This window comes from Bradyrhizobium sp. PRIMUS42, assembly GCF_023006515.1.
In the GTDB taxonomy this organism is placed as follows: domain Bacteria; phylum Pseudomonadota; class Alphaproteobacteria; order Rhizobiales; family Xanthobacteraceae; genus Bradyrhizobium.
Window position 1 is genome coordinate 1 of sequence record NZ_JALBGZ010000202.1, and the last position, 9,252, is coordinate 9,252.

Genomic DNA, 9,252 nt, shown 5'->3' on the forward strand with positions numbered 1-9,252 from the left:
GCATTAATTGGCGTGCGCCGCCTGGCCCGCCGTGCGCACCAGCCGGTCGGCCTTGACCGCAACGCGCGTGTCATCGACCTGCGGCCGCAGCGAGAAGCTGACCACCACGAAAGCGAGACAGAACAGCGTGCCGACGATGGCGACACGCCGGTAGGTGTGCCGGTCGCCTTGGTAAAAGGACGGCTCTGAAAAAGGTGTCATGATAAAATTGCTCTTGGCAAAGTCGTTTCTTGCTTGTCTTTGCCAGACACGTATCCCAAGCAGCGGCAAGCGCAATGCGATTGGGCTTTTAACCTAACCGAATAGGGTTATCGGCTTTCGCGCAAATGATCGTTAGGAGTTTACGGAACGTCCGATCACGGGCGAGCCGCTTTCCGGATCGCGCAAGGCCGAAGATGCGACGGCCCCGCGGCTCGCCGACCGGCTTTGTTCCAGCTTCGACACCATTTCGTTCTCGAAGAACGAATCGGAATCGAAGAAATCGGCGCGGAGCAGTTCTTAACAAAACGTGCGGATGACGCGCGCGGCGATCCGATCACGTCTTATCAGGAGACGACGCATCAGGAGACGTCGATCCCGGCGGCGGCACTTGCGGCACCGAGGGCTTGCCTTTTCGCAAACGCGGGTGCCGATCGTACCAGAACACTTTGGCGATCTCGGCGAGAAACCAGCACGCATCCATGTCGCTCTCCATCGCCCCACTCATGACGGAAGAGACGTGGACGGGACTGTGCGAAGCCTCACGCTGCCTCGTTCCGACAGGCGCGGCCGCATTGCCGCCGGCAGGCGCAACATGTTCTGCATCCGACTCCATTTCGTTCTCGAAGAACGAATCGGAGTCGGAAAAATCGGCGCGGAGCGATTCCTAACGATCGATGAAGGCGCGCGACGCAACGTCTTCAGCGGTCGTCGGCACGATCTTCGGCGACAGGAATTTCGAGACGACCGCGAACAGGATGACGATCTCGCGGCAAGGTTCGCATCGAAAGCTCTTGGAGGAGATCGCAATCATCGGCTTGGCGCATCGCGGGCATGTCATGCAGGCCGAACGCTGATGGCACATGTTCGTTCCCAAGACATCAGCGGCGAATGTTTGCGGGCGATCCGGGAAACTGCCGAAGCAAGCTTCAGGTGGGTCGTGTCGTCACCCCCGCCCCTCGCCGCGTAAGCCGCCGATCAAGCCGCGCGTTTGGTTTTGCCCTGCTGCGAGAAGCATTCCAGGATCTGGATGCGGAGCTCTTCTGCGGCCGGCCCCTCGAGCTTCCTGAGCTCGTTCCAGAGCCTGATCACTTCACGCTGCTTTTCGACGGTCATGAGTCACCTCCAAGCGATCGACCTAAGGCGGCTCAATAGAACAAAATGAGAACAAAAAGTCCAGCCCTCACTGGTGATTTCCCCTGGGCATGTCGCGTTGAACCTTTTCGGCGCCGCGCGGACCCATGGGAGCTGGGGATTTCAGCGCCCAGTCATATGGCAGCGCCGCGGTGCACGAACATATTCCGTCATCGCGGCGCTGTTGCTTTTTGGATTTTCAACTTTAAGTTAAGCGTACGGCTGGCGGCCAGGCGCTGAAATCCCAACGCCGTCAGCCAGAAGAGCCCCGTGCGAAAGCGCGGGGTTTTTCTTTTGAGGCCGTCGCTGGCTGCCAGAGGTGCCGATGATCTGCGAGTTCTGTGAGAACGAGATCCCGATCGGACTTTCGGCCCGCCCGGCTTGCGGGAAACCGCAGAGCGCGCCCGGTCAGGCCGACCGGCGCTCTCTGTAATTTGTCCTGATCGTCGTGGTGATGTTCGGCATCGCCGTCGCCGAGCACCACCTTAGTCTTCAGCCGTTGATCGTTGCGCCGGTTCGTGAATAAGCCCGCCGCAACGACATCGGCAGCGCCCTAGACGGAATCCTTGGCCACCTTCAGCGGCGAGGCCTTGACCGACTTGCTCGCGGGCTTGGCCGCAAACTGCATCGGCTCCTTGGTGAAGGGATTGACGCCCATGCGGGCTTCGGTCGCCGGCTTGTTCACGACCGACATCTTGACGAAGCCGGGAATGACGAACTCGCCGGACTCGTTGAGCTCCTTGTAGCCGACGGTGGCCATGTACTCGATTACCGACTTCACGTCGTTCTTCGAAAGCTGCGTGCCTTCGGCAATTGCATCAATCAATTGGGTCTTCGTCATCTTCGCCATGTCTGAATTCCTTTTGTGCGCGCGAGCAACTCTGCTGTGGACGCGGCTTGAAGCGCGGGGACGCGCTGCTGATTTCATGCCAGAGGTCATGAAGTGACGGGGCTTAGAACCCAATCGGGCCGAAAACGCAAGCAGGGGTTCTCCGGGGTTCCCTGCTTCCTGTGCAAGATGCCGCAGGGCATATCTCTGTCCTGTTTGAACCATTCGGCGGCTGGCGCGTCTTATCATTGAAGTCCCCAAGCTTCACCCCACCAGAAGGCCCCGCTTCCCCCAGGCGGGGTTTTCGCTTTTGGGGGCATGGCAGAACGCCCTGGCTGATATAAGGGTCTGAAGTTGTCTCGTGGGGTGCTCATGAAGGTCGCCATCGTCGTCGCAGGTTTGATCGTTGTTGTCGTGGCAGCCCTCGTTGCGGTCCAGCCGAGCTTCCTGAAACCTGCGTCCCTCGCCCTCGCACGAAAGTCGGACATCTTCGGCTTCTCGCCCGGGATGACGTTCGACGAGACCAGCAAGCTCGTCAGTCAACGCCACTATCTCTGCCGCCAGAGCCGCGGCTCGCACACCCTCGAATGCGACATCAACGGCGCCAAGGTCACGGTTGACAGCGACGAGGCCGACGCCAGGCACCCGATCCGGCGCGTCAATGCAACGCTGAACAATCCGGGGGCGCAGGACACTGCCGTCAAATCGATCTCCGACCAGTTCAACGCGCAAGCCATCAAGGACCGGGAGGGATGGACATGGACCGTCGGCCGTGGGCTCAAGCTGAGCTATGACGGCCTCGCCTTGAACCTCGTGGACGAGGCCGCGGGGGCCCGGCTGCGCAACGAGGACGCAAAACGCTAGAGCATGGTCCGGACCCGGAGGGCCGCGTTAGCGCAAAGTGCGCAGCGGTTTTCCCAAAAGATCATGCTTAAACAACAACCTAAAGCGCGATGGCGCTTCATCCTCATCGCATCGCGCTTTAGAGCGTTGAAGTCACCTCGGCGTGAAACTTGTGGCTCGGCTTGCCTTGTTGACACTTCAGTAACCCAACGCCGCCAAGCTCACTTCAGTATCGTTGCGTTGGAGTATCCTGACAGTGCTGGATTTTAACGAGCTGCGTGAACTCGCGGCGGATGTTCGCGTCTTTGTCGACGTCGCCGAGGACAAGGCCGAAGCGCTCAGAGCCGTCATCGCGGCCTATGATGTGGTGTTGGCGATCTTCCCCGCTGACGAGGGCATGGGCCTCCACGTCATCAAGGGCAGCCAGATCCTGGACACGATTGCAAAATCACGCAGCCATGCGATTTACAGCCACACGGCTATCGCGGTCCCCGACCTGCAACATGCCCAGGCGCTCAAGCTGCTGACAGCCCCGGTCGAACAACGGATTGCGGCCTAGCTGCAAGCAGCGAAGGTGTCGGCCTCGGCGGAGTCCTGAGGGTCCTATCAGCGCAGCCGGTTCAAGACCCGGAGCGGGATCCATGATCCCAGCACCATGAGAAGCGCAACGGCCGCGACCACGGCATACTTCAGGGGATGCTGCGACGAGGCGAGCGAGCCTTCTAGGTGAAGGTACGGGAGCAGGATGTCCATCGCCATTCCGACCAGGGCAATCGCAACCAGAGCGCCAAAAGCGCTGGCAAAAACATTGACGACCCATCCGATCGCCCCGCGCCTGTTCGACCAGGCCTCGTAAATCGCGACCGCCAGCATCACGACAACAAAGACCAGCATGAAGGTCATCGAGCCGCCGACGCTCGACGTCGGGCCGAAGGCCTCCAGCAGCAGCATCGCCGCCACGGCAAGCAATGTGATCGTCTTCACGGCGCTCCCTCGTCAATGCTCCAGCAAAAAGACCGTGGAGCCGATCGCGATACAGCCGAGGCCGACGACAGCCGTCGCGATTTCGGCGGCGTTTTCCAGGCCGAGGAACCTGACCACGGCGCTCGATGCGGCGGGCAGGCGGACATCCACGATTGCGCTGAGCAGGGCTTGAAGCATAACGATTGGTCGCGCCGGCAGCGTCGGGGTTCGGCGCCGGTGGATTAAATTCATCGCCGTTGCCTCCGGGTTAGACGGTGACGAGGCCAGCTATGACTCTTTGGCCAACTCGGTTTCATCTCCATCGAAACGGGCAATCATGGCATCGAGCATGGCGCCAGGGTCGAGCCTTTCCAGATCGAGCAGATGGCCCCCCGCTCGGCCAACATGGCAAAGAACGACAATTGAGACCGCCCGTTTCCTTCGCGGAATGCGTGGATGACGTTCAATTCAGCGAGGAAGTGAGCAGCCTTCGCTGCGAACTCGGTCACAGGAAGATCCTTGAGGGAATGATCGGTTTTCAATTCTTCAAAAAGCTTCGCGGCCCGGGCGTCGATATTTTCAGGGAAGCAAAATGGACTGCCTTGTTTGGACATCCGGACCGTCCGCGGCGTCCCTGCCCATTCGTAGACGGAAAAGGTGATGATGAACGGCGCAGTAGTGGCCGAAGTCCAGCTGGCCTTCGGGGAAACGGCTCGCTCGATCGAGCGCTTGAGATTTCGGCTTCGAAATCATCAAGCTCTTCCTGGTCCCGCAGATCGAGCTTGTTAACGAGGACGGTGGAGTTTTCTGTAAGGATCGTCAATCGCATCGTACATGCGATTGCGCTCAGCCTTTGCGGTAGCTGCGCAAGATCGTGCGGCGATACTCTTCCGGGGACAGGCCTTTGGCGGCGGCTTCGGCAGCTCGTTTAGTCATAGCCGGCTTCAGCCGAATGCCTTCAACAGCGCTGATCTTTGCAAAGCTGGCGCGACCAACCACGAAGCCGCCCTTGCCGGCCTTTCCAGTCTGTTGCTATCGCCAATCCTGCAAGCGACGGGCTCCCGACGAATTGATCGTCACAAGAGGCGCCGCAGCCTGGGGCAACGCCTCTCCGCCAGTCATGGCGCTTCAGCGGTCCCGGGGCACTTGCCGTTTGGGCTTCTCCGCGCCACGACTCTCTACGGAATGTCCCCGGCTTTCCGGCTGTCACCGATCGAGACCGGCTTGTTCAGGAAATACTCGCGGTTGCCGGTCGCGGCTTCCGCGTACTGGTCGATGGCCACGATGATGGCTTGGACGTGGGCATAGCACCACCCTTCCCGCGTCGCCTTGCGGCGAACGTCCTCAAGCGCGGCGAGGAAGGGCGATAGGTCTCTTTCGTCGTCGAACCATCGCCTGCTCACCACGTCCTCCCACCGAGCACCCTGCCCTTGGCCGCGCGCGGCTGCGCCACCTTCAGCGCGTCGCGCTGCGCGCAAAGACCGTCGACCTTCGCCTCCATCCGCGACAGCAGCGCTTCGGCCGAGGCCGTCCCGAGACCCGCCCGCTGCAGCTGGAGGATCTCCTTTCTCTGTCTGCCCATCTGGGTGCGCATTCGTTCGATTTCCCGCCTGACAGTGTCCAGGTCCGGCATGTTCCGCCTCACGATTTGAATATGGCTCATGAGAACAAAAACGGAACGAAGAGTCGAGTCCGACGTTGGACGGAAAAGGAAAAGGAGACAGGCCATGGCCGACAACACCCAGAAGGACCCGAAGGACTGGGTTTCCGGAGACGATCCGATGACGGGAGCCCAGGAATCCTACCTCAAGACCCTCGCCGAGCAGGCGCACGAGAGCCCGCCGGAGGACGAGCTGACGAAGGCCGAGGCCTCCGAGCTGATCGACAGGATGCGGCAAAAGGCCGGGCTGGAGGAGTGAGCCGTAGAATTGCGGAAACCTGGTACCGTGTGTATGCAAACGAAATTGGGAATCGAAAATGCCTTATTTCGTTTGCGCCCGCGATGGAGCGGGGCAGATCATCTTGAAGAGAGACACCAGGGAAGCGGCCGAGAAGAAGGCCGCCGAGCTCCGCGACATGGGTTATTTCGAAGTCGAGATCATCGCAAAGGGTGTCGAGAAGGCGGCGTAAGGAACGGCGCGCAGTCGGCCGAATTGGCCATGCATGACCAGGGAATCTCTCCTGCATCAAGCCGACCGTGCCGAAGCGCTCGCCGCCCAGACGGCGGACGGCGAAATCAGAGAAGCGCTGTTGAAAGCTGCGCAGGAATATCGGGCGCAGCTCGAGAACGGCGACGAGGACGCCGATCCAGAGTGAGGCCAGGCCTCTTGCATCAGAGCGCCGTTCGGACTCGGCGCAGCCCTTAGGAACAAGTCCAGCCAATCGGAATTTCACTGATTAAGCAGTGCCGGCATTCTCCCCCCTGCATGCCGGCACTGACAGCCCCGTGGCGCTGAATGACGTGATGCGGGTGACCGGGAATGACAACACGAGCAAGACGGGCCATGGCTTCATCATGACCAAGAAGCCGTGCGACATCAGTTTAGTGCGTCACCGTAATTCCGAGGAACGCCGCGCGGCTTGTTTGGCAGCATCGGCTTGATGGCAGCCCATTCGTGATCGGCGAGTTCGTAGCGCATGATTCGAATTTCCAAGTTTGGGAGTTTGAATCATGGACGTCCGGCCAAACACAACGCTTTTGGCTGACCAAGCTCGGGCGCTTTCGGGGAAGAAGCGGACGTCAACCAGCCAACATTCCCCGCTGAATCCGTCGGAAATGACCCTTCTCGGACACTGTTGCCCCCAATAGACATCCCCAAGGCCCGGTCATAAGCTTCTGCCGATAGTTCGGTGCGGATGAGTTGCAGCCGTCCCGCGACGTTGTCTCTAGCCAACGGAAGGTACGACCATGGCTGAGCTCATCAAGGTTGGCGCAATGCAATTACGGTTTTTGCGCACCAAGCATGACACCAGCGGGGCACTTGATATGTTTGAGGTGATGATCCCGCCAAACTCTCGTATGCCGGTCCCGCACCATCACCGTGACTGGGAAGAAACGATCTACGGTCTTGAGGGGGTCGTCACGTGGACGGTCGCTGGCAAACGGATCGAGATCAAGCCAGGAGACGATCTCTTCATCCCGCGAGGTGTTGTCCACGGATTCGTCAACGAGACACAGGCGATCGCGAAAATGCTTTGCGTTCTCACGCCGGGGGTTCTCGGGCCCGAGTTCTTCCGCGAAATGGCGGCAGCCATCGGCGGCCCTGCTCCTCCTGATCCTGCTCGGATGGGCGAGATCATGAAACGTCACGGCTTGATACCTGCGCCATCTTAAGGAGGCAGGCTGCATTCGCGCTCTGCTTGCGGGCCGCGTTATTTCTGAATGTCGGCTGTTGGCCCTTCTGCGAAGTTACGCTGGGTCTCACGCAGGTCCGCTTGTCGCGGCAGAGCGGACTAGATTTGCTCAACCTGAGTTCTTCGCATTTTGACCCGTTGGAGACATCTGCCGAGCGCGCTATAGGATATCTTCATGACGAGGCGTCCGACGGACATAATCACGGCCATGCTAGCACCGCTCATGTTTTTTGAGGCGCGGTGCGACGATAAGCAAACACTTCGAAGGCTGATCGTGCTGGCGAATGACAGGTCTCAGCGCATGAGCGCCCGTGGCTTGTTCGAGGCAATCCGAAGCAAAACTCTTGCAGCAGAGCGCCGCAAGGACCAACTGGCGCTGGCCCAATATGCGTTCGAGGAGATTTGTGCCAAGACGCTGTACAATGTGACCAACGGGCCTGCGCCGTACGATGCCGACTCTCCGTTTTGGGTCCTGCCTCTCGCGCTGGAACTGGGGCGAGCGTTGGGCGTCACTGATCCTAGCGAGATAAGCCCACTGTTGAAAGTGAAGTGAGTCCGCTTGTGGCCCTTCGCGTCATTTGCTGCGGTCGCACAAAAGTGGTCGGTGTTGGCGCGAAGCGGACATCGCCGACGATTTATGAGTACGCGTCCTAGTTCGCATCGCCGCCCGCCAACGCCGATCGGTATTGGGCCTCCTCACCCACGCATGCTCCGCCCTCTGCCCCTGCTCCCCAATTCCTGCTATCTCTCCCTCCGCCGGCCCCGCCGACCCAAAACCCCGTCCACTCAGGGAGCAAGAAACATGCGATACCTCCACACCATGCTGCGCGTACGCAATCTCGATGTCGCGCTGAAGTTCTACCAGGATGCGCTGGGTTTGAAGGAGGTGCGGCGGATCGAGAACGACAAGGGGCGGTTCACCCTGGTGTTCCTGTGCTCGTCGGAAGATCTCGAGGCGCTCAAGAAGCAGCCGCAAACGCGCGGTGCGCCGCTGGTCGAACTCACCTGGAATTGGGACGAGGAGAAATACGGCGAGGATCGCTTCTTCGGCCATCTCGCTTATGAGGTCGACGACATCTACGCCACTTGCGAGAAGCTGCAGAAGGCCGGCGTCACCATCAACCGTCCGCCGCGCGACGGCAACATGGCCTTCGTCCGCTCGCCGGACCTGCACTCGATCGAGCTGCTGCAGAAGGGCGATCCGAAGCCGCCGCAGGAGCCCTGGGCCTCGATGCCGAATACCGGCCATTGGTAGGGCTGCGCTGCAGGAACAAGCCCTCCCTGCCCGCGTTCACTCCTCGACAATGCAATTGGAGGAGGACGCGATGGGACGAGGACTGTTGCTGTGGATGCTTGGCGTGCCGATCCCGGTGATCATTCTGTTGTGGCTGTTCTTCGGCCGCTGAGCGACGGGATCAGTTTGCCGAGTTGTTTGCAATGAAAGCTCCGCCGCGTGCGGAGCTTTTTGCATGAGAGGCGCGCCGCATCGCGCATCGCGCGTTTCTGGAAATTCCGCTATCACCCGCGCAAACACAGCGCCGCGGGAGACGCCTCATGCCTGACACCAAGCTGACGATCTGGGGCCGCGCCAATTCGGTCAACGTGCAGAAGGTGCTGTGGTGCCTGACCGAGCTCGCTTTGCCCTATGAGCGCATCGACGCCGGCATGAGTTACGGCCGGACGCGCGAGGCCGACTATCTCGCGATGAACCCGAATGCGCGGATCCCGACGCTGGTCGAGGGCGACTTCGTGCTGTGGGAATCCAATTCGATCCTGCGCTATCTCTGCCGCGCCCATGGCCGCGGCACGCCGAATTCCTAGCGGCAGACCTCGGCCAGCACTGCGACACCCTCGCGGATCTGCTGATGCGTGGGGCTCGCAAAGCACAGCCGGAGCCGCGAACTGGAATGGCCTTTGTTGGTCGACCATTC

The 9,252-nt window shown here is 60.4% G+C and carries 19 protein-coding genes and 1 pseudogene; 9 read left to right on the plus strand and 11 right to left on the minus strand.

Annotation, left to right across the window (positions count from 1 at the left end):
- Nucleotides 1-3 precede the first annotated feature (3 nt).
- The 5 genes from MOV75_RS16990 to MOV75_RS17010 form a co-directional block, all read right to left on the minus strand.
- Nucleotides 4-201, minus strand: coding sequence for a hypothetical protein (locus MOV75_RS16990; protein ID WP_246922755.1), 198 nt, complete (start codon nucleotides 199-201; stop codon nucleotides 4-6).
- A gap of 334 nt (nucleotides 202-535) precedes the next feature.
- A complete protein-coding gene (locus MOV75_RS16995; protein WP_246922752.1) occupies nucleotides 536-814 on the minus strand; it encodes a hypothetical protein in 279 nt (92 codons plus the stop codon).
- 51 nt (nucleotides 815-865) lie between these two features.
- On the minus strand, nucleotides 866-1,063 hold the full coding sequence (locus MOV75_RS17000; protein ID WP_247006236.1) for a hypothetical protein: 198 nt from the start codon (nucleotides 1,061-1,063) through the stop codon (nucleotides 866-868).
- 113 nt (nucleotides 1,064-1,176) lie between these two features.
- A complete protein-coding gene (locus MOV75_RS17005; protein WP_246922747.1) occupies nucleotides 1,177-1,314 on the minus strand; it encodes a hypothetical protein in 138 nt (45 codons plus the stop codon).
- Between the two features lie 571 nt (nucleotides 1,315-1,885).
- Complete coding sequence (locus tag MOV75_RS17010) at nucleotides 1,886-2,182, minus strand: HU family DNA-binding protein (RefSeq protein WP_007591377.1); 297 nt, start codon at nucleotides 2,180-2,182, stop codon at nucleotides 1,886-1,888.
- Between the two features lie 351 nt (nucleotides 2,183-2,533).
- On the opposite strand from MOV75_RS17010, the gene MOV75_RS17015 reads away from it, so the two are divergent.
- Nucleotides 2,534-3,025 (plus strand): hypothetical protein, encoded by a 492-nt coding sequence (locus MOV75_RS17015; RefSeq protein ID WP_247006237.1) that lies wholly within the window; start codon nucleotides 2,534-2,536, stop codon nucleotides 3,023-3,025.
- Nucleotides 3,026-3,260: 235 nt separating this feature from the next.
- Nucleotides 3,261-3,563 (plus strand): hypothetical protein, encoded by a 303-nt coding sequence (locus MOV75_RS17020; protein WP_212085042.1) that lies wholly within the window; start codon nucleotides 3,261-3,263, stop codon nucleotides 3,561-3,563.
- A 47-nt stretch (nucleotides 3,564-3,610) separates the two neighbouring features.
- On the opposite strand, the gene MOV75_RS17025 is transcribed toward MOV75_RS17020, so the two are convergent.
- From MOV75_RS17025 to MOV75_RS17050, 6 genes are all read right to left on the minus strand, one after another.
- Nucleotides 3,611-3,988 (minus strand): hypothetical protein, encoded by a 378-nt coding sequence (locus MOV75_RS17025; RefSeq protein ID WP_246922739.1) that lies wholly within the window; start codon nucleotides 3,986-3,988, stop codon nucleotides 3,611-3,613.
- Between the two features lie 12 nt (nucleotides 3,989-4,000).
- A complete protein-coding gene (locus MOV75_RS17030) occupies nucleotides 4,001-4,165 on the minus strand; it encodes a hypothetical protein (protein ID WP_247006238.1) in 165 nt (54 codons plus the stop codon).
- A gap of 137 nt (nucleotides 4,166-4,302) precedes the next feature.
- Nucleotides 4,303-4,581: a Fic family protein gene (locus tag MOV75_RS42700; protein ID WP_309486946.1), complete on the minus strand. Its 279-nt coding sequence runs from the start codon at nucleotides 4,579-4,581 to the stop codon at nucleotides 4,303-4,305.
- A 232-nt stretch (nucleotides 4,582-4,813) separates the two neighbouring features.
- A complete protein-coding gene (locus MOV75_RS17040; RefSeq protein WP_247006239.1) occupies nucleotides 4,814-4,966 on the minus strand; it encodes a hypothetical protein in 153 nt (50 codons plus the stop codon).
- A 179-nt stretch (nucleotides 4,967-5,145) separates the two neighbouring features.
- Entirely contained in the window at nucleotides 5,146-5,370 is a 225-nt protein-coding gene (locus MOV75_RS17045) for a hypothetical protein (RefSeq protein WP_246922720.1), read from the minus strand.
- On the minus strand, nucleotides 5,367-5,600 hold the full coding sequence (locus tag MOV75_RS17050; protein ID WP_247006240.1) for a hypothetical protein: 234 nt from the start codon (nucleotides 5,598-5,600) through the stop codon (nucleotides 5,367-5,369). Before MOV75_RS17050 ends, MOV75_RS17045 begins: the two co-directional genes overlap by 4 nt.
- Before the next feature lie 94 nt (nucleotides 5,601-5,694).
- Here MOV75_RS17050 and MOV75_RS17055 point away from each other — a divergent pair, with 94 nt between their 5' ends.
- From MOV75_RS17055 to MOV75_RS17085, 7 genes and pseudogenes are all read left to right on the plus strand, one after another.
- Nucleotides 5,695-5,886, plus strand: a complete 192-nt coding sequence (locus MOV75_RS17055; protein WP_246922713.1) for a DUF3072 domain-containing protein — start codon at nucleotides 5,695-5,697, stop codon at nucleotides 5,884-5,886.
- A 58-nt stretch (nucleotides 5,887-5,944) separates the two neighbouring features.
- Complete coding sequence (locus tag MOV75_RS17060) at nucleotides 5,945-6,097, plus strand: hypothetical protein (RefSeq protein ID WP_155253518.1); 153 nt, start codon at nucleotides 5,945-5,947, stop codon at nucleotides 6,095-6,097.
- A 33-nt stretch (nucleotides 6,098-6,130) separates the two neighbouring features.
- Nucleotides 6,131-6,283, plus strand: a complete 153-nt coding sequence (locus MOV75_RS17065) for a hypothetical protein (protein WP_246922710.1) — start codon at nucleotides 6,131-6,133, stop codon at nucleotides 6,281-6,283.
- Between the two features lie 592 nt (nucleotides 6,284-6,875).
- Entirely contained in the window at nucleotides 6,876-7,301 is a 426-nt protein-coding gene (locus MOV75_RS17070; protein ID WP_246922707.1) for a cupin domain-containing protein, read from the plus strand.
- A gap of 195 nt (nucleotides 7,302-7,496) precedes the next feature.
- Nucleotides 7,497-7,874 (plus strand): hypothetical protein, encoded by a 378-nt coding sequence (locus MOV75_RS17075; protein WP_246922704.1) that lies wholly within the window; start codon nucleotides 7,497-7,499, stop codon nucleotides 7,872-7,874.
- Between the two features lie 249 nt (nucleotides 7,875-8,123).
- Entirely contained in the window at nucleotides 8,124-8,576 is a 453-nt protein-coding gene (locus MOV75_RS17080) for a VOC family protein (RefSeq protein ID WP_246922700.1), read from the plus strand.
- Nucleotides 8,577-8,875: 299 nt separating this feature from the next.
- A pseudogene (locus MOV75_RS17085) lies at nucleotides 8,876-9,133 on the plus strand (glutathione S-transferase N-terminal domain-containing protein); the annotation flags it as partial.
- Between the last annotated feature and the right edge of the window lie 119 nt (nucleotides 9,134-9,252).

Excerpts from the sequence above, each read along its gene's own strand:
- MOV75_RS42700 (WP_309486946.1), bottom strand. The coding sequence starts at position 4,581 with ATGTCCAAACAAGGCAGTCCATTTTGCTTCCCTGAAAATATCGACGCC.
- MOV75_RS17060 (WP_155253518.1), top strand. The coding sequence starts at position 5,945 with ATGCCTTATTTCGTTTGCGCCCGCGATGGAGCGGGGCAGATCATCTTG.
- MOV75_RS17050 (WP_247006240.1), bottom strand. The coding sequence starts at position 5,600 with ATGCCGGACCTGGACACTGTCAGGCGGGAAATCGAACGAATGCGCACC.
- MOV75_RS17005 (WP_246922747.1), bottom strand. The coding sequence starts at position 1,314 with ATGACCGTCGAAAAGCAGCGTGAAGTGATCAGGCTCTGGAACGAGCTC.
- MOV75_RS17065 (WP_246922710.1), top strand. The coding sequence starts at position 6,131 with ATGACCAGGGAATCTCTCCTGCATCAAGCCGACCGTGCCGAAGCGCTC.
- MOV75_RS17015 (WP_247006237.1), top strand. The coding sequence starts at position 2,534 with ATGAAGGTCGCCATCGTCGTCGCAGGTTTGATCGTTGTTGTCGTGGCA.
- MOV75_RS17070 (WP_246922707.1), top strand. The coding sequence starts at position 6,876 with ATGGCTGAGCTCATCAAGGTTGGCGCAATGCAATTACGGTTTTTGCGC.
- MOV75_RS17080 (WP_246922700.1), top strand. The coding sequence starts at position 8,124 with ATGCGATACCTCCACACCATGCTGCGCGTACGCAATCTCGATGTCGCG.
- MOV75_RS17075 (WP_246922704.1), top strand. The coding sequence starts at position 7,497 with ATGACGAGGCGTCCGACGGACATAATCACGGCCATGCTAGCACCGCTC.
- MOV75_RS17030 (WP_247006238.1), bottom strand. The coding sequence starts at position 4,165 with ATGCTTCAAGCCCTGCTCAGCGCAATCGTGGATGTCCGCCTGCCCGCC.
- MOV75_RS17000 (WP_247006236.1), bottom strand. The coding sequence starts at position 1,063 with ATGTGCCATCAGCGTTCGGCCTGCATGACATGCCCGCGATGCGCCAAG.
- MOV75_RS16990 (WP_246922755.1), bottom strand. The coding sequence starts at position 201 with ATGACACCTTTTTCAGAGCCGTCCTTTTACCAAGGCGACCGGCACACC.
- MOV75_RS17010 (WP_007591377.1), bottom strand. The coding sequence starts at position 2,182 with ATGGCGAAGATGACGAAGACCCAATTGATTGATGCAATTGCCGAAGGC.
- MOV75_RS16995 (WP_246922752.1), bottom strand. The coding sequence starts at position 814 with ATGGAGTCGGATGCAGAACATGTTGCGCCTGCCGGCGGCAATGCGGCC.
- MOV75_RS17055 (WP_246922713.1), top strand. The coding sequence starts at position 5,695 with ATGGCCGACAACACCCAGAAGGACCCGAAGGACTGGGTTTCCGGAGAC.